The sequence below is a fragment of the Embleya sp. NPDC056575 genome (genome assembly GCF_042793325.1).
Lineage (GTDB): Bacteria > Actinomycetota > Actinomycetes > Streptomycetales > Streptomycetaceae > Embleya.
On the sequence record NZ_JBHTVA010000056.1, the window covers coordinates 1 to 20,490 of the forward strand.

Below are 20,490 nucleotides of genomic sequence, written 5' to 3' on the forward strand. Positions count from 1 at the left end.
GCCGGGGTTGAGCGATTCCGCCCCGGCGCCCCCCCGCGGGCCCCAAAGCCGCGGAGCCGACTCGGGCCTACTTCCTCGCCGCCGCGATCGGCTCCAGCAGAATCGCGTCCACCAGATCCCGCGCCCACGTCAACAGCGCCCCGTCACGCAGCGGTTGCCCGCCGATCCGGGCGGTCATCGGCTTGGGCACCAGGATCTGCTGGGTCCCCGCCTTGACCAGCGTCTTCGGGTACAGCCGCTGGAGCCGCAACTGCTGCGACTCGCGCAGTTCGACCGGGCCGAACCGGACGAAGTTGCCCTGGAGCGTGACGTCGGCGATCCCGGCGGTGCGTACGTGCGCCCGGAACCGGGCCACCTCCAGAAGGTTCTCCACCGGCTGCGGCAACGGCCCGTAGCGGTCCACCAGTTCGGCGCGCACCGCGTCGATGTCCGCCTCGCAGGTGATCGCCGCGATCCGCCGGTACGCCTCGAGCCGCAGCCGCTCGCCGGGCACGTAGTCGTGCGGGACGTGCGCGTCGATGGGCAGCTCGACCCGGATCTCCGGGACCTCCTCGGCGCCGTCGCCGCCCGCCGCGAGTTCCTTGTACTGGTTGACCGCCTCGCCCACCATGCGCACGTACAGGTCGAACCCGACGCCCGCGATGTGCCCGGACTGTTCGCCGCCGAGCAGGTTGCCCGCGCCGCGGATCTCCAGGTCCTTCATCGCCACGAACATGCCCGCGCCCATCTCGGTGTGCTGCGCGATGGTCGCGAGGCGCTCGTGCGCGGTCTCGGTCAGCGGCTTCTCCGGCGGGTACAGGAAGTACGCGTACGCCCGCTCGCGGCCCCGGCCCACCCGGCCGCGCAACTGGTGCAGCTGGGACAGCCCGAAGTTGTCGGCCCGCTCCACGATCAGCGTGTTGGCGTTGGAGATGTCGATGCCGGACTCGACGATCGTGGTGCAGACCAGGACGTCGAACTCCTTCTCCCAGAAGTCCACCACCACCTTCTCCAGCGCGTTCTCGTGCATCTGGCCGTGGGCGATGGCCACCCGGGCCTCGGGCACCAGTTCGCGGATCCGGCCCGCCGCGCGGTCGATCGACTCGACCCGGTTGTGGATGTAGAAGACCTGCCCCTCGCGCAGCAGTTCGCGCCGGATCGCGGCGCCCATCTGCTTCTCCTCGTACGGCCCGACGAAGGTGAGCACCGGGTGCCGCTCCTCGGGCGGCGTGGTGATCGTGGACATCTCCCGGATGCCGGTGACCGCCATCTCCAGGGTGCGCGGGATCGGGGTCGCGGACATGGTCAGCACGTCGACGTTGGCGCGCAGCTTCTTCAACTGCTCCTTGTGCTCGACGCCGAAGCGCTGCTCCTCGTCGACGATGACCAGGCCCAGGTCCTTGAACCTCGTCTCGGCCGCGAACAGCCGGTGGGTGCCGATCACGATGTCGATCGAGCCCTCGCGCAGGCCCTCCAGGACCGCCTTGGCCTCGGTCTCGGTCTGGAACCGGGACAGCGACTTCACCACCACCGGGAACTGCGCGTAGCGCTCGGAGAAGGTGGAGAAGTGTTGCTGGACGAGCAGCGTGGTGGGCACCAGGACGGCCACCTGCTTGCCGTCCTGGACCGCCTTGAACGCCGCGCGCACCGCGATCTCGGTCTTGCCGTAGCCGACGTCGCCGCAGATCAGCCGGTCCATCGGGATCGGCTTCTCCATGTCGCCCTTGACCTCCTCGATCGAGGAGAGCTGGTCGGGCGTCTCGACGTAGGGGAAGGCGTCCTCCAACTCGCGCTGCCACGGGGTGTCCGGGCCGAAGGCGTGTCCGGGCGCGGCCATCCGGGCCGAGTAGAGCTTGATCAGGTCGCCCGCGATCTCCTTGATCGCCTTCTTCGCCTTGGCCTTGGTCTTGGCCCAGTCGGCGCCGCCGAGGCGGTGCAGCGACGGGCTCTCGCCGCCGACGTACTTGGTGACCTGTTCCAACTGGTCGGTGGGTACGAACAGGCGGTCGCCCGGTTGGCCGCGCTTGGCGGGGGCGTACTCCAGGACCAGGTACTCGCGCTGCGCGCCCTGCACCGTGCGCTGGACCATCTCCACGTAGCGCCCCACGCCGTGCGACTCGTGCACCACGAAGTCGCCGGGCCTGAGCTGGAGCGGGTCGACCATGTTGCGCCGCCGGCTGGGCAGCCTGCGCATGTCCTTGGTCGAGGTGCGCTGACCGGAGACGTCCTCCTCGGTCAGCACCAGGGTGCGCAGCGACTCGGAGCCGAAGCCGTGTCCGATGCAGCCGGTGGTCACATGCACCACGCCGGTCTCCGGCACCTCGGCGAGGTCCGCGTCGAGCCGGGCCGGCACCCCCTCGCCGGACAACGTCTCGACGAAGCGCGCGGCCGGTCCGTGGCCCTCGGTGACCAGTACCACGCGCCAGTCGTCGGCGAGTCGGCCCTTGATCTCGGCCAGCACCCGCTGCGCGTCGCCGCGGTAGGCCTCGACCTCGACCGCGCCGATCTCGGTACCGGAGTCGTCGGCGTCGGCGCCGAACGGGCTGAGCGACCACCACGGCACACCGATCCCGGCGGCGTGCTCGCGCACGTCGGCCAGGCTCCACAGGGACGCGGCGCCCAGGTCGATCGGGCTCTCCCCGCCGCCCGCCGCCGCGGCCCAGGACGCGTCCAGGAACTCGCGGCTGGTGGCCACCAGGTCGGCGGAGCGGGTGCGGACCCGCTCGGGGTCGCAGACCAGCACGTGACTGCCCGCGGGCAGCACGTCGAGCAGCAGCTCCATGTCGTCCACCAGCGCGGGGGCCAGCGACTCCATGCCCTCCACCGCGATGCCCTCGGCGATCCTGCCGAGCATCTCGACCAGCCCCGGATGCTCCGCCAGGAGTTCGCGGGCCCGCTCGCGCACCTCGTCGGTGAGCAGCAGCTCGCGACAGGGCGGTGCCCACAGGCCGTGTTCGGCGGTCTCCAGGGAGCGCTGGTCGGCGACCTTGAACCAGCGGATCTCCTCGACCTGGTCGCCCCAGAACTCGACCCGGAGCGGGTGCTCCTCGGTCGGCGGGAACACGTCGAGGATGCCGCCGCGCACGGCGAACTCGCCGCGCTTCTCCACCAGGTCGACGCGTGCGTAGGCGGCCGCGGCCAAGCGCTCGACCACGGTGTCGAGGTCGATCTCCTGCCCGGCCGCCAGAGCCACCGGCTCCAGCTCGCCCAGGCCCTTGACCTGCGGCTGGAGCACGCTGCGGATCGGCGCGACGACGACCTTGAGGGTGCCGGTGCCGGCGTCGGCGCGCTCGCCCGAGGTCGGGTGGGCGAGCCGGCGCAACACCGCGAGCCGGCGGCCGACGGTGTCCGAGCGCGGGGACAGCCGTTCGTGCGGCAGCGTCTCCCACGAGGGGTATTCCACGACGGAGTCCTCGGGCAGCAGCGACCCGAGGGCCGCGACGAGGTCCTCGCACTCGCGGGTGGTGGCGGTGACCGCGAGTACGGGTCGATCCGCGCGGGCGGCGACGGCGGCCACCACGAAGGGGCGCAGCGCCGGTGGTCCGACGAGGTCGAGGGCGGTACCGCGGCCCTCGGACGCGGCCCGCACCGCCTCGGCGACGGCGGGGTCCTGGACGACGATGTCTAGCAGACCGGTCAGGCTCATGGGCCGGTTGGATCCTCCGCAACGCGAACGGCCCCGACCTTGGAAAAGGACCGGGGTTCCCCGACAACCCTACGCCCGAAGGGGTCGGTGCCGCCCGCGATGACAATGTGTGACTGTGACCAGTACCGCCCACCCCTCCCCCTTGGCAATGTGACTGATAGGGGGTCCAATGGCCTGCGAACAGGAATCTGACGGGTCGTCGGATTTCCGGCGGGCGGCCGTCGGGAATCCGGGCAGCGGCTGGACCAGGGGAGACGACGGACACGATGAGCAGCGCGCAGCAGAAGCTCTACATCGGCGGCGAATGGGTCGAGCCGGAGCGCGGTCACTACGAGGTGATCAACCCGGCCACCGAGGAGGTCGTGGGCCTGGCGCCCGAGGCGTCGGTGGAGCAGGCGAACGCGGCGACCGCGGCGGCGGCCGAGGCGTTCGGCACCTGGTCGCGGACCACCCCCGAGGAGCGCTCCCGGATCCTGGACCGGGCGGCGGACCTGTTCCTGAAGATGGGCGGCGAGGTGGTCCCGCTGGCCTCCGCCGAGACCGGCGCCACGCTCTCGGTCGCGGGCATGATGCAGCTGGGCACCACGTACTCGCGGTTCAAGCGCTACGCCAAGGGCGCGCTGGAGCCGACCGAGTTCCCGCTCGCCCCGCAGCCGACCCCCGAGACCGCGCTGAGCCGGGCGGGCATCTTCGGCGCCGTGGAGGTGCGCCAGCCGGTCGGCGTGGTCACCTGCATCACCTCGTACAACAACCCGCTGGCGAACACCGCGGGCAAGGTCGCGCCGGCGCTGGCGATGGGCAACACGGTCGTGGTCAAGCCCGCGCCGCAGGACCCGCTGGCGGTGTACCGGATGGCCGAGGCGCTGGCCGAGGCCGGGCTGCCGGCGGGTGTGCTGAACGTGGTCACCGGCTCGGGGGTGGACGTGTCCGAGGCGACGGTGGCCTCGCCGCACGTGGACATGATCAGCTTCACCGGCTCGACCGCGATCGGCGCGCGGATCGCCGAGGTGGCCGGTCGTACCTTCAAGCGTCAGCTGATGGAGCTGGGCGGCAAGGGCGCGTGCATCGTGCTCGACGACGCCGACCTGGACGCGGCGGTGCACGGCATCGGCACCGTGTGGAGCTTCTACGCGGGCCAGATCTGCACCGCGCCGACCCGGGTGATCGCCCAGCGCGGCATCTACGACCGGCTCGTGGAGCGGCTCGCGGAGCACGCGAACGGGCTGAAGGTGGGCAGCCCGCTGGATCCCGCGACCCAGGTCACCCCGGTCATCTCCGCGGTGCAGCGCGGCCGGGTGGAGGCGCTGATCGCCAAGGGCCGCGAGGAGGGCGCCCGCCTGGTGGTCGGCGGCGAGCGGCCCGACTTCGCGAAGGGCTTCTACGTGGCGCCGACGCTGTTCGCGGACGCGACCAACGAGATGACCATCGCGCGCGAGGAGTTCTTCGGCCCGGTGGTCACGGTGATCCCGTTCGACGGGGACGAGGAGGAGGCGATCCGGATCGCCAACGACTCGGACTACGGCCTGATCTCCTACGTCTTCGCCGGGGACACCACCCGCGCCTACGGCATCGCCCGCCGGCTGCGCTCCGGCGGCGTCGGGGTGAACACCGTCGGGCGCAACATGGAGGCCCCGTTCGGCGGCTTCAAGCAGTCGGGCGTCGGCCGCGACGGCGGCTCCTACGGCCTGGCCGCCTACAGCGAGATCCAGAGCATCGTCTGGCCCAGCGCCTGACCGGCGCGACACGGACCGCGAGCGGCCCCGGGATCCTTCCCCGGGGCCGCTCGCCCGTTTCCGGCGGCCTCTTCGTGTTCGGCTCCGGGACGTCTCGGGTTCGTCGGTTTCCCGCGTGGGGGTGAGGTCGTGGCCATAACCTGAGGGGCGGTTCGCGGCGCTCGGTCGCGGGCCCGTCAGGGGGGATCTCTCGCAATGTCGCAACCGCAACGTCTGGTCCGGGCCTGGTCGGTGCGCGCGGGGGCCGCGCGCACCCAGGTGGAAGCCGGGGTGCGGGCACGACGATGGTTGTGGTTCCGCGAGGCGTTCCCGGACATCGAGCGGCTGCGCGTGGTGGACCTGGGCGGCTCCGCCGAGTTCTGGTGGCACGCCCCGGTACGGCCCGCGCACGTGCGGGTGATCACGACGGCCGAGCGGGCCGCCGAACCGGTGCCGTGGTTGGCCGTCGAGGCCGGCGATCCGCTGGCCTGGAACGGCGGTTGCGACCTGGTGGTGAGCGACGGCCTGCTGGACCGGCTGGCCGCGCCGACCGACCGGGCCCGGCTCGCCGACGTCGTGCACGCCTCTGCCGAGCGCTACTGGCTGCGCACCGCCGCCCGCGAGCACCCGCTCGATCCGCAGACCTCGCTGCCCGCCGTGCACCTGCTGCCCGGTCGGGTCCGGACCCGGATCGACGGCTCCGCGCCGAGGGTGTTCCCGGCCCGGCGCGCGGAGTTGGCCTCGCGCTTTCCCGGATCGGTGGTCCGCGGCGAGCGGGTGGCCGGGCTCGTGTCGTCCTGGGTGGTGGCCAAGCCGCGTGCCGATCACGTGCCGGGCCGCCCCTGACGTTGCATCACCAGCCGCTCGGGGGTGGGCGGTTGCGCGAGGAGGGGGATTCTCGGATGCGTGTTGTCATCGCCGGTCAGGGATATGTGGGACTGCCGCTGGCGGTTCGGGCCGCACAGGTGGGCCACGAGGTGGTCGGCTACGACGTCGACCGGGAGCGGGTCAAGCGGCTGGCGGCGGGTGAGTCCTACGTCGAGGACATCCCCGCCGCCGAGGTGCGCGCGATCTCGGACGCGGGCCGCTACCGCGCCACGAGCGAGCCGAGGGATCTGGGCGGCTACGACATCGCGGTGATCACCGTGCCCACGCCGCTGCGCGAGGGTGTACCGGACCTGAGCTACATCGAGGAGTGCGCCCGCACGCTCGCGCGGTATCTGCGCCCGGGCGCGTGCGTGGTGCTCGAATCGACCACCTACCCGGGCACCACGGAGGAGTTGGTCGGCCCGATCCTGGAGGAGGGCTCGGGGCTGACCGCGGGCCGCGACTTCCACCTGGGCTACAGCCCGGAGCGGATCGACCCGGGCAATCCGACCTGGAACCTGGTCAACACCCCGAAGGTGGTCTCGGGGGTGGACGCCGCCTCGCTCGCGGTGGTGGAGGGCTTCTACGGCTCGCTGGTAGAGCGGGTGGTGCCGGTGTCCTCGCCCAAGGAGGCCGAACTGGTGAAGCTGATCGAGAACACCTTCCGGCACGTGAACATCGCGCTCGTCAACGAGGTCGCGATGTTCGCCCACGACCTGGGCATCGACGTGTGGGAGGCGATCGACGCCTGCTCCACCAAGCCGTTCGGGTTCCTGCGCTTCACGCCGGGTCCCGGGGTCGGCGGGCACTGCCTGCCGATCGACCCGTCGTACCTGTCCTGGCGGGTGCAGCGCGCGCTGGGACAGAGCTTTCGTTTCGTGGAGTTGGCCAACGACGTCAACAACCACATGCCCGACTACGTGATCCGCCGACTCACCGCCGCGTTCAACGCCCGGCGGCGCTCGGTCAACGGCTCGCACGTGTTGTTGGTGGGGCTCGCGTACAAGAAGAACACCGGCGACGCCCGGGAGTCGCCGTCGACGCACGTGGCCCGGCTGCTGCTGAACCTGGGCGCCGAGGTCAGCGCCGCGGATCCGCACGTGGAGCAGTCCCAGGTGGTGGACGCGCGGTTGCGGCGGGTGGAGTTGACGCCGGAGACGGTCGCCGCGGCCGACGCGGTCGTCCTCCTCGTCGACCACGACGACATGGACTCGGAATTGTTGCGCACCGCCGACTACGTACTCGACTGCCGTCGGGTGCTCGGCGCGGGGCCCAACATCGAGGTGTTGTAGCGGTGTTGCAGGCGGTGTAGTAGGCCCGTCGCGGCCGGCGCACGGTGGTCGGAGGTGTCGACCACCGTGCGCCGCTTCGGACCGTCCCGGGCCCTGCGGCCCGTTCGCGTCGTTCCCCCGCCCCTACTTGTATTCGATGATCCTCGTCTTGTGCCCGGTGGCCTTCGTGTGCGCCTTGGCCGCCACCTGTGCCGCGTCCTTCGACCGGTACCGCTGGCGGGCGCCGTCCGACTTCGACGGACAACCGCCTTCTTGGCAGAGCCATCCCCAGGTACTCATGGACAACCTCCAGACATCACAGGCGCCACTCCCGTCCCGACCGAGGACGCGAATGACTCGGACGGCCACACCGCAGCACCTGCGGCCGCCGTGCGACCGACACTCGACACGTCATGACACGCTCGTGACGGAACCCGGACGTTCCGGAGAAAATCGTTGTCTTTTTGAATGCCTACCGCTTCGCGATCGACATACAAAGGATGCAATACCGCGATCAATGATCTTTTCTGCCTATTGCGACGAAAGAGTGATGCGGGATAGCTCGCCGGGGTGACGACGCGCAAGAGGCGGCGGTCGATTGCCGATAAGCGCGACACGTTATGTCAACCGGATCGCCTCGAACGAGTGCCTTCGGCCCCGGCGGCGAATGTCACGGATTCGGGACTTGCGGACCGGCACGATCGACGGCGGCGAGCGGGCCGGGCGCGGCTGCCGGGCCCACTCGCAGCGGCACCGTCCCGCCCGAGACGCACTCCCCGGTGTCCAGCCGCCACTTCCAGTGGTGTCGGGGGCACTCCAGCACCCCCGCCTCGATGTCCGCGTGCGACAGGTCCTCGCCGGCGTGCGGACAAAAGCGCTGCATCCGCACCCCGCACCGCTCGATCGACTCGCCGTGCGCGGCCGATTCGCGTTCGCGGACCATCTGCATGGTCTGCGCCGGGTGTTCGCCGTAGCGCAGCAGGCTCATCAGGGTCAGGTCGAACACGTCCGGATCGCGGGCCAGGCCGAGCCGCATGGACAGCAGCGCCTCCTCCCAGCCCACCTCGCCGTCCACGATCGCGCGCAGCGCCCGCTGCGGCACCTCGATCGTGTAGGCGGGGTCGACCGGTTCGTCCTCGAACACGATGTCGCCCGCGATCCGGCCCAGCCGCACCGACCACGAACCGCCGTCCGAGGTCAGCCGCACGTCCTTGCGCCACGCGCCGAGGAAGCGCCGGTTCCAGCTCTGCAACCGGGCGAAATAGGCATCCAGTTCGGCCGGGGTCACCGGCTCGAAGGGCGGCTCGGCGTATGCCCGCCACTCCTGCTCGCGGCGGTCCCGATAGGCGCTCAGATAGGCGTCGGTGCGCCAGTGCGCCACCGGGCCGCTCGGCGCCGCGAGGTCGTCGCCCGGCGCCGCCTCGATGACCCGCACCCTCGGGCAGGCCGCCGCGAAGTCGGCCGCGAACGCCTCCCACAGCGGGAAGATGGTCTCGTCGCGGTCGTTGAACCGGGCCAGTTCCGGGTCCAGGAACACCGGCGGGCCGGCCGAGGGCAGATAGGACCGCGCGCCGGTCAGCCGGACCTTGCGCACCAGCGTGTCGAACAGGTCCGAGCGCACCTCCGCGGTCTTCTCGCGCTGCACCTCCCCGGGGTACGCGTAGGCGTTCGGGTACCACATCGCGCCGGAGAACTGCGCGGACAACAGGTCGATCTCGTCCGGAAGTTCGCCGAGCGGGGTGTTGCAGTCGTTGAGATCGAGGAAGCGGTATCCGTCGAGGTCGACGAGCAGCCCGCTGTCCTCCTTGTGGCTGGTGTCGAGGAACATCGTCAGGGTCAGCCCGGGCACGGGAGTGAACGACTCGCGATGGCCGAGCACCACCTGCTTCGCGAACCCGAGCGCGGTCATCCGCCGGACCAGCGACTTGGACCGGTAGCGGGGCAGTACCACGGTGACGCCCCGGTCCAGCCGGTCGAGCAGCCGCTCGTCGAAGTGGTCCTCGTGCAGGTGCGAGAGGTAGAGGAAGTCGGGCCGGCCGGCGACCACCTCCGGCAGCAGTTCGCGGTTGTCCGGAAAGGGGAACCACGAGCCGAGGAACGCGGGATGGAACCACGGGTCGATCAGCAGCGAGAGCCCGGCGTGCGCGACCACGAACCCCGCGTGGCCGAGATAGCGGATCGCGCCGGGCGCCGGCGGATCGGGCCTCGGGGCGACCGGCCGCGCCCGGCGGCGCTCGGACCCCGGCGTCACAGCCGGCTCAGCGCTCCCGCGAGCACCTCCGCGACACGCTCCTGCTGCCCGGCGGTCAGCTGCGGGTACAGCGGCAGCGAGAGCAGTTCCTCGGCCGCCCGCTCGGCGATCGGGAAGTCGCCCCGGGCATGGCCGAGTTCGGCGAACGCGGGTTGCAGGTGCACCGGCACCGGATAGTGCACGCCGGCGCCGACGCCCGCCTCGTTCAACAGCGCGAGCACCTTGTCCCGCTCGGGCACCCGGACCGCGTACAGGTGCCACACGTGCTCGTTCCCGGGCGCGGTCCGGGGCAGCCGTACACCCTCGACGCCGGCCAGGAGCGTGTCGTAGCGCGCCGCCGCCGCCCGCCGGCGCACGTTCCAGTCGGCGAGCCGGCGCAACTTCGCGCGCAGCACCACGGCCTGGATGGTGTCCAGGCGCGAGTTGAACCCGAGCCGGGTGTGCACGTACTTGCGCGAGGAGCCGTGATCGCGCAACTCGCGCAGTATTCGCGCGTGTTCCTCGTTGCCGGTGCATACCGCGCCGCCGTCGCCGTACGCGCCCAGGTTCTTGCCCGGGTAGAAGCTGGTGGCCGCGATCGCGTCCGGACCCCACGCGCCGGGGGCCAGGCCGTCCTGGGTGGCGCCCTGGCACTGCGCGGCGTCCTCGACCAGGAACACCCCGCGCGCCTGGGCCAGCGCCCGCAGCGCGCCCATCGGGGCCAGTTGCCCGTTCAGGTGCACCGGCAGCAGGGCCCGGGGGCCCGACGAGTCGCCCAGCGCCTCGGCGGCCTGCCGCGGGTCGAGCAGGAGGTGGTCCTCGTCCACGTCGGCCAACACCGGCCGCGCGCCCGCCCGGACCACCGCCTCCGCGGTCGCCACGAACGTGTTGGCGGGCAGCACCACACCCTCGCCCGCGCCGACCCCCAGCACCCGCAGCGCCAGTTCCACCGCGTCGGTGCCGTTGGCCACGCCCACACAGTGCGCGGCGCCGGTGAACGCGGCGAACTCGGCCTCGAACTCCGCCACATCGGGACCGCCCACGAACGCGCAGGTGTCCAGGACCCGGGCGATGCCGGCCGCCACCTCGGTCGCCACCTCGGCGTGCGCGGCGGCCAGGTCCACCAGCGGGATCCGGCTCGGCTCAGCACTCATGCGTGTCTCCCCCACCTCGTCGCTCCGATTCGGCGAGGTCCGGCGCCGCGCGCAGTCGGCGCGCCGGCACCCCCGCCCACACCTCGGCCGGCGGCACGTCCCGCGTCACGACCGAGCCCATCCCCACCAGCGATCGGGCGCCGATCACCCGGTGCTCGCGCACCAGCGCACCGGCCCCCAGGTACGCCTCCCGGCCCACCACGACCCCGCCCGCCAGCCGCACTCCCGCGGCCAGCGTGGCGAACTCGCCCACGTCGTCGTCGTGGGTCAACACCACCTGCGGCATGGTGTGCGCGTGTGCGCCGATCCGGACCCCGGTGGTCAACACCGTCTGCGCCATCAGCACCACACCGGGGCCGACCTCGCAGGTCCGCGGGACCACCGCGCTCACGTGCACCAGCGTCGCCCAGCGCTCCGCCGGCAGCCCGAGTCGGGCCACCACCCGCGACCGGCTCCACCAGTGCGCCGGGCTGCCGGTGCACACCACCACGAGGGCGTCGGGCCACTTGTGCACCACGTCGGCCCCGCCGAGCACCGGCACGCCGTCCACCTCGGTGTCCTGCCGACCCGGATCGTCGTCCAGGAAGCCGAGCAACCGCCAACCCGAACTCCCGCGCGGGGCCCGGAAGTCCGGCAGCGCGGCGGCGACCTCCCGGGCGAACCCCCCGGCGCCGACGAGGAGCAGATCGCGAAAGGACACTAGACCGCCGCCCGCACGCCCGCCGCCGCCCGCACCGCGGCGACCACGCGGTCCTGCTGCGCCTCGGTCAGCTCGTGGAACAGCGGCAGGATCAGCGAGTCGCGGGTCAGCCGTTCGGTGACGGGCAGCGGTACGTGCTCGACGTCGGCGTAGGCGGGCTCCAGGTGCGCGGCCATGATCCCGCGCCGGGCGGAGATGCCGGCCCGGGCCAGCTCGCCGAGCAGTTCGTCGCGCGACATCGGGAAGTCCTCGGGCAGCAGCACCCAGAACGCCTGGAAGTTGCTCAGCCCGTACGCGGGATCCGCGGCCGTCTCCAGGCCCGCCACATCGGCCAGCGACCGCCGGTACCGGGCCGCCAACTCCCGCCGCCGCTCGACCATCGCGGCGAGCCTGCCGAGCTGTACCAGGCCGATCGCCGCCTGCACGTCGGTCATCCGGTAGTTGAAGCCCAGTTCGTCGTAGCTCTCCACCACCGGCGCCCCGCCCGCCCGGTCCGCCGCGTCCCGATCGGCCGCGCTCACGCTCATCCCGTGCTCGCGCAGCCGGCGCAACCGGGGCGCATGGCCGGCGCGCGCCAGCGTGAGCATGCCGCCCTCGCCCGTGGTCAGCAGCTTGCGCGGGTGGAACGAGAAGGTCGCGGACATCGCCCCCGCCCCGACCGGCCGACCCTTGTAGGTCGAACCCGCCGCGCAGGCCGCGTCCTCCACCACCACGATGCCGCGGCGGTCCACCAGGGCCCGCACCGCGTCCAGGTCGGCCGGGATGCCGCCCTGGTCGACCAGGATCACCGCCCGCGTGGCCGGGGTCAGCACCGGCTCGATCGTCTCCGGCGCCAGGTTGCCGGTGGTCCGCTCGACGTCGGCGAACACCGGGCGCGCGCCCACGTAGCGCACCGCGTTGGCGGTGGCCACGAAGGACAACGACGGCACCACCACCTCGTCACCCGGCCCCACCCCGGCGTTGATCAGCGCCAGGTGCAGCGCGGTGGTGCACGAGGACACCGCGATCGCCTCCGGGACCCCCAGCCGGTCCGCGAAGGCCCGCTCGAAGGCCGCCACCCGAGGCCCCTGGGCCACCCACCCGGAGCGCACCGCGTCGGCCGCCGCGGCCGCCTCCTCGTCGCCCATCCAGGGCCGCATCACCGGAATTCGTTCCATGCCCATCGTGTCCTCCCCCAGCCCCGTCCGCACCCAACCCTTGACCCAGCTCCGCGTGTCCACGCCCGAGCCGCACCGAACTCCCCCGGTGCGCCGATCGGTTCAGACCACGTCCCGCCACCACGCCACCAGCCGGCGCAGCCCCTCGTCGATGTCCACCTCGGCGGTGAAGCCCAACTCCCGTGCGGCCTTGGTGGTATCGGCCAGCCGCCGGGTCACCCCGCCACTGGCCCGGGCCGGCCCGTACTCGACGCCCAGGTGCTCGGCACCCATCACCACCAGCAGCCGCTCGGCCAGCGAGCCCAGCGAAGTCTCGCTTCCGGACGCGATGTTGAACACCTCACCGCTCGCGTCCGCCCGCGCGGCCAGGAGATTGGCGCGCGCGATGTCGTCGGTGTACACGAAGTCCATCGTCTGCAGGCCGTCGCCGAGGATCAACGGGGGTTCCCCCTTGCCGATCCGCTCCATCCAGCGGATCAACACCTCGGTGTACAGGCCGTGTACGTCCATCCGGGGGCCGTAGACGTTGAAGTAGCGCAGCGCCACGTAGTCGAGGCCGTACATCGCCCGGAAGCTGCGCAGCAGGCCCTCGTTGAACAGCTTGGCCGCGCCGTAGAGCGTGTCGTTGTCGTACGGGTGGTGCAGCTCGGTGGTCGGGAAGTGCTCGGCCAGCCCGTACACCGACGCGGAGGAGGACGTGACCACCTTGCGCACGTCGGCCGCGACCGCCGCCTCCATCACGTCGTAGGTGCCGTCCACCAGCACTTCCAGGGCGAGCCGGGGTTCCTCGACACACTGCGTGATCCGGATCGCGGCAAGGTGGAACAACACGTCCACACCCGGCGTCAGCCGGGCCAGCAGCGCCCGGTCGCGGATGTCGCCGTCCACCAGCTCGACCCGCTCGTCGGCCAACGCCCGGGCCAGATTGCCCCGGTGACCCCGGGTCAGGTTGTCGAGCACGACCACCTTCGCCGCGCCCTCGTCGAGCAGGCGGTCCACGATGGTGGATCCGATGGTCCCGGCCCCGCCGGTGACCAGGCAGTGCGATCCGGCGATCTCGACACTCGTCACGATGGCTCCCCCACGGCGACGGTGACGCCGCCCAGTTCCAGGCTGCGCGAGGCGGCCTCCAGCAGTTCCAGTACCCGCAGTCCCGCCCGCCCGTCGGTCAGCGCGGGTCGGGCCGCGCCGATCGCGTCGGCGAACTCGGCCATCACCGCGCGCAGCGCCTCGCGTTCGGGCAGCGCCGGCAACACCACGTCGCCCATCCGGTAGGAGATCAGCTTCTCCCGGCGGGCGTCGTGGTCGAGCGTGGTGTCCTCGATCCGGTCGACCCCCTTGTCGTGCACCTGGAGCCGGGCCGCCGGGTTGGTGTCGTCCCACACCAGCGTGCGCCGCGAGCCGCCGATGATGGTGGTGCGGACCTTGGTCGGCGAGAGCCAGTTGACGTGCACGTGCGCGATGGCGCCGTTGCTCAGCCGCAGCACGAGGTAGGCCAGACAGGCCCGGCCGGTGCCCAGCGGGTCGGCGCCGTGCGCGGCCACCGACACCGGGCGCACCCCCGGCGGCAGGATGAAGTCGAGGATGGACAGGTCGTGCGGCGCGAGGTCCCACAACACGTCCACGTCGGGCTGCACCAGGCCGAGGTTGATCCGGACGGAGTCGAAGAAGCGGATGTCGCCCAGCTCGCCGCCGTGGATCGACTCGCGGATGTGCCGGACCACCGGCATGTAGCAGAACGTGTGATCGCACATCAGGGTCAGCCCGGTGCGCTCGGCCAGTTCGACCAGCTTGACCGCCTCGGCGTACGCGGCCGTGATCGGCTTCTCGACCAGGACGTGTTTGCCCGCCTCCAGGGCCGCCGCGACCAGTTCGAAGTGCGTCGCGGCCGGCGTCGCAATGGCGACGGCCTGTACGGCCGGGTCCGCGAGCACGTCCCGATACGACGTGCTCACCCGGACCGTGCTGTACTCGCCCAGGACCGCTCTGGCCCGTGCCTCGTCGAGGTCACACAGCCACTCCACCCGCAGCGCCGGCGTGGCCTGCGCGTTGCGGATCAGATTGGGCCCCCAGTAGCCGGCCCCGATGACGGCCAGCCCGATGGGCAGACCGGAGCCGGAACCAGACCCGGAATTCGACATGACGGAACGTCAACTCCCCTGCACCCCCCGGCCGCACGGGCCCAGCCGCCGCACGGCACCCCCACCCGAACGAAGCTAGCGCCCGATCCGGCCCGGCGCCGGTCAACCGGGAAATCCGCGGGGGTCGGACCGGCCTGCGAAGATCCTTGGCGGAGTCCCGGTTGCACGTGACGCCGAGGCGTTTGGCACGCTGTTGCACGCACAGTCACCGATCCGGGCGCCGGCACGATCCCAGCATCGACACAAGCGGCCACCCGGCAAGCAGCACATGAACGAGAAGGGAACGCCACGTGGCCGCGGGTACCCCGACGACGACACTGGCGAAGGAACGTACGGCGGAAGCGGATCCGACGATCGAACCGGTCCCCGAGACCCCGGACCGGGGCACACCTCGGGGGACGCGCGAGAGCATCCTCCCGGCCGTAGCCGCCGCGCTGATCATCGGCAAGCGGATCAGCACCCGGGCGGGCGCCAAGGGCGACACCGTGCCGAACCCGCATCCGCTGGTCCGGGACTTCCTGCTGGCGCTGCCGCCCGAATCGCGCGAGCGCTGGCGGGGCCGCTGCCCCGAGGTCGAACTGGTCTCCGAGCACCTCTTCGAGGCCGAGGCGGCGCGCAGCAAACGGGCGGCCCGACGGCCGTTCACCGTGCAGGAGGCGCGCCGCTCGCTCAAGGGAGCCAAGCTGACGCTGCGCCGGATCCGCGAGGACGGCGACCCGCAGCACGACACCTACCAGCCGCCGTGCCGATCCTGCGCGCCGATGCTCGACCACTTCGGCGTCACACCGACGGAAAGCGGCTGACGTGTCCCGGTTCTCCTCCGACGTGGTACACGAACTCAAGCGGGCCGGCTGGACGGTGGGCCGGCGCCGGCTGGCCCAGGCCGAGACGTGGGCCCGGCAGATCAGCGACCACGAGTCGCCCGACGGGCACCGGCACAGCGTGTTCCCGGCCGCGCTCGTGGCCTGGGCCGAGTTCGGCACCCTGCACTTCGCGATCGGCGGCGCGGGCAAGGACGTTCTGCGCCGACCCTTCACCATCGATCCCACCCGGGGGCTGCACCTGCCCCGCACGCTGACCGACGTGGGCCGCGCGCTCGGCACCCCGCTGGCACCGCTCGGCGACGAGGACGGCGGCAGCGCCTACCTGGCCATCGACCCGGGCGGTCGGGTGTTCGGCCTCGACCACACCGGCGAGTGGTTCATCGGCTCGTCGATGGACGCCGCGATCAGCACGCTGGTCCTGGGGCACGCCCCGGTACGCATCCGCGACGACGGGCGCTGGTAGCCGGGGCGGGCCGTCGTACGCATGCGAAAGGGCGGCGCCCCGTGGGGGGGGTGCCGCCCTTCGTCGTCGTGGCTCGCTCAGGTGTTGAACCGGTTCTGCGCCCGCTCCAGCCCCTCGCGGACCAGTGCCTCGCACGCGTCGGCCGCCCGGTCCACCTCGAACCCCAACTCCTTGCGCTCGGTGGCGGAGAAGTCCCTGAGCACGAACGCCGCGACGTCCATCCGGCCCGGGGGTCGCCCGATGCCGAACCGCACCCGCAGGTAGTCGGGCCCGAGCGACTTGGTGATCGACTTCAGGCCGTTGTGCCCGTTGTCGCCACCGCCGCGCTTGAGCCGCAACACGCCGTAGTCGACGTCCAACTCGTCGTGCACCGCGACGATGTTCGCGACCGGGATCTTGTAGAAGTCGCGCAGCGCGGTCACCGGACCGCCGGACAGGTTCATGAACGACATCGGCTTGGCCAGCACCACCCGGTGCGGGCCGATCCGGGTCTCCACCACCTGGGCGCGCGACTTGTGCGTCTTGAATTTCGACCGATCCCGCTCGGCGAGCAGGTCGACCACCATGAACCCGACGTTGTGGCGATTCCCGGCGTATTCGGGGCCGGGATTGCCGAGGCCCACGACCAGCCAGGGACTGTCGTCCGTGGTGGCGTGGGCCTGCGACTCACTCATGATGCCGTTGTCCCCGCGTTCGTTGCGCGTGTGTCGACTCAGGCCTCTTCGGCCGCGGTCTCCTCGGCGGTCGGCTCGGGCGCCGACGGGGTGAGGATGTGCAGGATGACGGCCTCGGGGTCGCCCGCGAGCGCGGTGCCCTTCGGCAGCTTGATGTCCTTGGCGTGCACCGAGGCGCCCGGCTCCAGGCCGGTCACGTCGATCTCGATGGTGCCGGGGAGGGCGGTGGCGTCGGCCTCGACGGGGAGCGCCGGCACGACGGTCTCCAGCAGGCCGCCCGGGGCGATCTCGCCGACGGTGCTGACCGGAACCTCGACCGCGACCGTCTCGCCCTTCTGGACGATCAGGAGGTCGACGTGCTCGAGGTGCCGCTTGATCGGGTGCCGCTGGACGTCCTTGGGCAGGGCGAGCTGCGCCTTGCCGTCGATGTCCAGCGAGAACAGCACGTTGGGGGTCTTGAGCGCGAGCATGAGCTCGTGGCCCGGAAGCGCAAGGTGGAGCGGAGCGGAGCCGTGACCGTAGAGGACGGCCGGCACCTTACCCGCGCGACGGGCGCGACGGGCGGCACCCTTGCCGAACTCGGAACGCGGCTCGGCGACGATACGGACCTCGGACACGACGGGTACTCCTCGAACGACGCGGTGGCGGATGGCGGGGCGGGGTCCCCATGATGCGGATCGACTGCGGACGGTGATCGCCGGAGTCGGTTCGTAGGTGCCCGAGTGGCACCGGGTCCCCTGCAAAAGCCTTGGAGGAGTACACGACACACAACTACCGCGTCGATCACGGAGCAAGTAGCGCGCATCCCTCGCCGGGCAACCCCGTTAGCCTACCCGCTCTTCTCGGTCGACCCGAAATCGGGTCGCGACAAGCACCACTCGAACGAGTGATGGCGCGCCCCCCGGTCGGGGCACAATACCGCGAAGAGCGAGCGGGCACACATACGCCGCCCGGCCGAACGGACGGGCGGCGTACGCGAGTTGGAGCAGTCGAGACTCGGCATCCCGCTAAGGTGCCGAATGTCGACAAGACCGTCGGATCAGCTGTGGCCCTCGAACAGGCTCGTGACCGAACCGTCCTCGAAGACCTCGCGGATCGCGCGGCCCACCATCGGGGCGATCGACAGGACGGTCAGCTTGTCGAACCGACGCTCCTCCTCGATCGGCAGCGAGTTGGTCACGATGACCTCGCTGATCCGCGAGTTCTTCAGCCGGTCCACGGCGGGGCCGGAGAGCACCGCGTGGGTGGCGGCCACGATCACGTCGGCCGCGCCGTTCTCGTACAGCGCGTCGGCGGCGGCGCAGATCGTGCCACCGGTGTCGATCATGTCGTCGACCAGCACACAGGTGCGGCCGGCGACGTCACCGACCACCTCGTGCACGGTGACCTCGTTGGCGATGTTCGGGTCGCGGCGCTTGTGGATGATCGCCAGCGGGGCGCCGAGGCGGTCCGTCCACTGGTCGGCCACCCGGACCCGGCCGGCGTCCGGGGAGACCACGGTCAGCCGCTCGCGGTCCACCCGCTTGCCCACGTGGTCGGCCAGCAGCGGCAGCGCGAACAGGTGGTCCACCGGGCCGTCGAAGAAGCCCTGGATCTGCGAGGTGTGCAGGTCCACGGCCATCAGTCGGTCGGCACCCGCGGTCTTGAACAGGTCCGCCATCAGCCGCGCCGAGATCGGCTCGCGACCGCGGTGCTTCTTGTCCTGACGGGCGTAGCCGTAGAACGGGACGATGACCGTGATGCGCTTGGCGGAGGCCCGCTTGAGCGCGTCGATCATGATCAGCTGTTCCATGATCCACGTGTTGATCGGAGCCGTGTGGCTCTGGATCACGAACGCGTCGGCACCTCGTACGGAGTCCTCGAACCGTACGTAGATCTCCCCGTTGGCGAACTCGAAGGCCTTGGTGGGAACGAGGTCCGCACCGAGCTCCGAGGCCACCTCCTTCGCAAGTTCGGGGTGGGCCCTGCCCGTGAAGAGCATGAGCTTGCGCTCAGGCGTCACCTTGATCCCGCTCACAGCACCGTCTCCTTGCCATTCGCCTCGGCAGAACCGTCGTTCGGCCCGGCCGTTGTGTGCACGTCACCCGCGTCGCCCTGGCTCGACGCGAGCGCGCGTTCGGCGGCCTGCGCCGAGGCCGTACCCGCGCGTTTGCGTGCGACCCACCCGTCGATGTTGCGTTGGCGCCCCCGCGCCACCGCCATCACACCGGGTGGGACATCTTCGGTGATCGCCGATCCGGCGGCCGTGTAGGCGCCGTCGCCGATCTCGATCGGGGCGACCAGCATGGTGTCGCTGCCCACGCGGACGTGGTCGCCGACCACCGTGTGGTGCTTGTTCACGCCGTCGTAGTTCACGAAGATCGTGGCCGCGCCGATGTTGGTGCCCACTCCGATGGTCGCATCCCCGACATAGGTCAGATGCGGCACCTTCGATCCCTCGCCGACCACGGCGTTCTTCATCTCCACGAAGCCGCCGGCCTTGGCCTTGGCGGCGAGGCGGGTACCGGGCCGCAGGTAGGTGTACGGACCCACGGTCGCCTCGGGGCCGATCTCGGCGCCCTCGCTCGTGGTGTTGTACACGTGCGCCCCCGGCCCGACGACCGTGTCGCGCAGCGTGCAGTTGGGCCCCACCACGGCCTCGGCGGCGATGCTGGTGACGCCGTGCAGCTGGGTGTTGGGGTGCACGACGGCGTCCGGCTCGAACGTCACGTCGACGTCGATCCAGGTGGTCGCGGGGTCGATCACGGTGACCCCGGCGCGCATCACGGCCTCGATCAGGCGGTCGTTGAACACCCGCCGCGCCTGGGCGAGCTGGACCCGGTCGTTGACGCCCAGGATCTCCTGGTGGTCCACGGCGGCTGCGGCGCCCACCCGGTGTCCGGCCTCGCGCAGCACGTGCAGCGTGTCGGTGAGGTATTCCTCGCCCTGGCTGTTGTGCGGGGTGATCTGGCCCAGCGCCTCGCGCAGCAGCTTGCCGTCGAACGCGTACACGCCGGAGTTGATCTCGGCGATCGCGCGCTGCGCGGCGGTGGCGTCCTTGTGCTCGACGATCGCGGTGACGGCGCCGCGCCCGTCGGGGGTGTTCTCCCGCACGATCCGGCCGTAGCCGGTCGGGTCGGGCACCACCGCGGAGAGCACGGTGACGGCGTTGCCCTCGCTCTCGTGGGTGGCGACCAGGGCGGCCAGGCTGTCCGAGGTCAGCAGCGGGGTGTCCCCACAGGTGACCAGGACCACTCCGTCGGGTTCGCGGCTGCTCGCGGCGAGCCCGTCCAGGGCGACGCGCACGGCGTGGCCGGTGCCGTTCTGTTCCTCCTGGACGACCACCTTGGCGGCCGGGTCCAGGACGGAGAGGTAGCCGGCGACCTGGTCGCGGCCGTGGCCGACGACGACGATCAGGTCTTCGGGATCCAGTCGTCGGGCGGCCTCGACCACGTGCCCGACCATGGCCCGACCGGCCAGGGAGTGCAGGACCTTCGGGGTGGTCTTGGAGCGCATGCGGGTGCCCTCACCCGCAGCGAGTACGACGACGGCAGCCGGGCGGATGGGGCTCACAGAGCAAGGCTCCTCGGCATCGCTGGCGGGGGGATGCCCGACGACTCCGAAGGCCGACCTCGGAGATACGAAACGACGGCACGACGAAGCCGAGCCGAACAAACCGGGCCCTATGAGGAT

The 20,490-nt window shown here is 71.6% G+C and carries 17 protein-coding genes; 5 read left to right on the top strand and 12 right to left on the bottom strand.

Translation table 11 applies throughout. The features are described from left to right. Positions 1–67 precede the first annotated feature (67 nt). Positions 68–3,625: a transcription-repair coupling factor gene (gene mfd, locus ACFRCG_RS34540; protein ID WP_380038858.1), complete on the bottom strand. Its 3,558-nt coding sequence runs from the start codon at positions 3,623–3,625 to the stop codon at positions 68–70. 266 nt (positions 3,626–3,891) lie between these two features. Here mfd and ACFRCG_RS34545 point away from each other — a divergent pair, with 266 nt between their 5' ends. From ACFRCG_RS34545 to ACFRCG_RS34555, 3 genes are all read left to right on the top strand, one after another. Next, on the top strand, positions 3,892–5,358 hold the full coding sequence (locus ACFRCG_RS34545; protein WP_380038860.1) for an aldehyde dehydrogenase family protein: 1,467 nt from the start codon (positions 3,892–3,894) through the stop codon (positions 5,356–5,358). Between the two features lie 195 nt (positions 5,359–5,553). Continuing rightward, entirely contained in the window at positions 5,554–6,183 is a 630-nt protein-coding gene (locus ACFRCG_RS34550) for a hypothetical protein (RefSeq protein WP_380038862.1), read from the top strand. Positions 6,184–6,239: 56 nt separating this feature from the next. Then, complete coding sequence (locus tag ACFRCG_RS34555; RefSeq protein ID WP_380038864.1) at positions 6,240–7,496, top strand: nucleotide sugar dehydrogenase; 1,257 nt, start codon at positions 6,240–6,242, stop codon at positions 7,494–7,496. Positions 7,497–7,619: 123 nt separating this feature from the next. On the opposite strand, the gene ACFRCG_RS34560 is transcribed toward ACFRCG_RS34555, so the two are convergent. The 7 genes from ACFRCG_RS34560 to ACFRCG_RS34590 form a co-directional block, all read right to left on the bottom strand. After that, entirely contained in the window at positions 7,620–7,775 is a 156-nt protein-coding gene (locus ACFRCG_RS34560) for a hypothetical protein (RefSeq protein ID WP_380038867.1), read from the bottom strand. A 370-nt stretch (positions 7,776–8,145) separates the two neighbouring features. After that, positions 8,146–9,726, bottom strand: a complete 1,581-nt coding sequence (locus ACFRCG_RS34565) for an MBL fold metallo-hydrolase (RefSeq protein WP_380038869.1) — start codon at positions 9,724–9,726, stop codon at positions 8,146–8,148. Continuing rightward, the gene (locus ACFRCG_RS34570; RefSeq protein WP_380038871.1) at positions 9,723–10,859 is read right to left on the bottom strand and encodes a DegT/DnrJ/EryC1/StrS family aminotransferase; all 1,137 of its coding nucleotides are present in this window, start codon (positions 10,857–10,859) and stop codon (positions 9,723–9,725) included. The genes ACFRCG_RS34565 and ACFRCG_RS34570 overlap by 4 nt, the downstream gene beginning before the upstream one ends. Continuing rightward, complete coding sequence (locus ACFRCG_RS34575; protein WP_380038873.1) at positions 10,849–11,559, bottom strand: acetyltransferase; 711 nt, start codon at positions 11,557–11,559, stop codon at positions 10,849–10,851. Before ACFRCG_RS34575 ends, ACFRCG_RS34570 begins: the two co-directional genes overlap by 11 nt. Beyond that, a complete protein-coding gene (locus ACFRCG_RS34580; RefSeq protein WP_380038875.1) occupies positions 11,559–12,722 on the bottom strand; it encodes a DegT/DnrJ/EryC1/StrS family aminotransferase in 1,164 nt (387 codons plus the stop codon). The genes ACFRCG_RS34575 and ACFRCG_RS34580 overlap by 1 nt, the downstream gene beginning before the upstream one ends. Before the next feature lie 96 nt (positions 12,723–12,818). Then, a complete protein-coding gene (locus tag ACFRCG_RS34585) occupies positions 12,819–13,787 on the bottom strand; it encodes an SDR family NAD(P)-dependent oxidoreductase (RefSeq protein WP_380038877.1) in 969 nt (322 codons plus the stop codon). Continuing rightward, positions 13,784–14,857: a Gfo/Idh/MocA family protein gene (locus ACFRCG_RS34590; RefSeq protein WP_380038879.1), complete on the bottom strand. Its 1,074-nt coding sequence runs from the start codon at positions 14,855–14,857 to the stop codon at positions 13,784–13,786. The genes ACFRCG_RS34585 and ACFRCG_RS34590 overlap by 4 nt, the downstream gene beginning before the upstream one ends. Positions 14,858–15,147: 290 nt before the next feature. Between ACFRCG_RS34590 and ACFRCG_RS34595 the strand changes: the two genes are divergently transcribed. Both ACFRCG_RS34595 and ACFRCG_RS34600 read left to right on the top strand, forming a co-directional pair. Continuing rightward, on the top strand, positions 15,148–15,660 hold the full coding sequence (locus ACFRCG_RS34595) for a YwqJ-related putative deaminase (RefSeq protein ID WP_380038881.1): 513 nt from the start codon (positions 15,148–15,150) through the stop codon (positions 15,658–15,660). Between the two features lies 1 nt (position 15,661). Next, positions 15,662–16,144, top strand: coding sequence for an SUKH-3 domain-containing protein (locus ACFRCG_RS34600; protein ID WP_380038883.1), 483 nt, complete (start codon positions 15,662–15,664; stop codon positions 16,142–16,144). 77 nt (positions 16,145–16,221) lie between these two features. Here the strand turns inward: ACFRCG_RS34600 and pth are convergent, their stop codons facing one another. From pth to glmU, 4 genes are all read right to left on the bottom strand, one after another. Further along, on the bottom strand, positions 16,222–16,818 hold the full coding sequence (gene pth / locus ACFRCG_RS34605) for an aminoacyl-tRNA hydrolase (RefSeq protein WP_380038885.1): 597 nt from the start codon (positions 16,816–16,818) through the stop codon (positions 16,222–16,224). 38 nt (positions 16,819–16,856) lie between these two features. Continuing rightward, positions 16,857–17,435, bottom strand: coding sequence for a 50S ribosomal protein L25/general stress protein Ctc (locus ACFRCG_RS34610; protein ID WP_380038887.1), 579 nt, complete (start codon positions 17,433–17,435; stop codon positions 16,857–16,859). 422 nt (positions 17,436–17,857) lie between these two features. Beyond that, a complete protein-coding gene (locus ACFRCG_RS34615; protein ID WP_380038889.1) occupies positions 17,858–18,835 on the bottom strand; it encodes a ribose-phosphate diphosphokinase in 978 nt (325 codons plus the stop codon). Further along, positions 18,832–20,370 (bottom strand): bifunctional UDP-N-acetylglucosamine diphosphorylase/glucosamine-1-phosphate N-acetyltransferase GlmU, encoded by a 1,539-nt coding sequence (gene glmU / locus ACFRCG_RS34620; RefSeq protein WP_380038891.1) that lies wholly within the window; start codon positions 20,368–20,370, stop codon positions 18,832–18,834. The genes ACFRCG_RS34615 and glmU overlap by 4 nt, the downstream gene beginning before the upstream one ends. Positions 20,371–20,490: the final 120 nt, after the last annotated feature.

Coding starts and splice junctions, on each gene's coding strand:
- pth (WP_380038885.1), bottom strand. CDS start 16,818: ATGAGTGAGTCGCAGGCCCACGCCACCACGGACGACAGTCCCTGGCTG.
- ACFRCG_RS34590 (WP_380038879.1), bottom strand. CDS start 14,857: ATGTCGAATTCCGGGTCTGGTTCCGGCTCCGGTCTGCCCATCGGGCTG.
- ACFRCG_RS34570 (WP_380038871.1), bottom strand. CDS start 10,859: ATGAGTGCTGAGCCGAGCCGGATCCCGCTGGTGGACCTGGCCGCCGCG.
- ACFRCG_RS34545 (WP_380038860.1), top strand. CDS start 3,892: ATGAGCAGCGCGCAGCAGAAGCTCTACATCGGCGGCGAATGGGTCGAG.
- mfd (WP_380038858.1), bottom strand. CDS start 3,625: ATGAGCCTGACCGGTCTGCTAGACATCGTCGTCCAGGACCCCGCCGTC.
- ACFRCG_RS34550 (WP_380038862.1), top strand. CDS start 5,554: ATGTCGCAACCGCAACGTCTGGTCCGGGCCTGGTCGGTGCGCGCGGGG.
- ACFRCG_RS34555 (WP_380038864.1), top strand. CDS start 6,240: ATGCGTGTTGTCATCGCCGGTCAGGGATATGTGGGACTGCCGCTGGCG.
- ACFRCG_RS34580 (WP_380038875.1), bottom strand. CDS start 12,722: ATGGGCATGGAACGAATTCCGGTGATGCGGCCCTGGATGGGCGACGAG.
- ACFRCG_RS34560 (WP_380038867.1), bottom strand. CDS start 7,775: ATGAGTACCTGGGGATGGCTCTGCCAAGAAGGCGGTTGTCCGTCGAAG.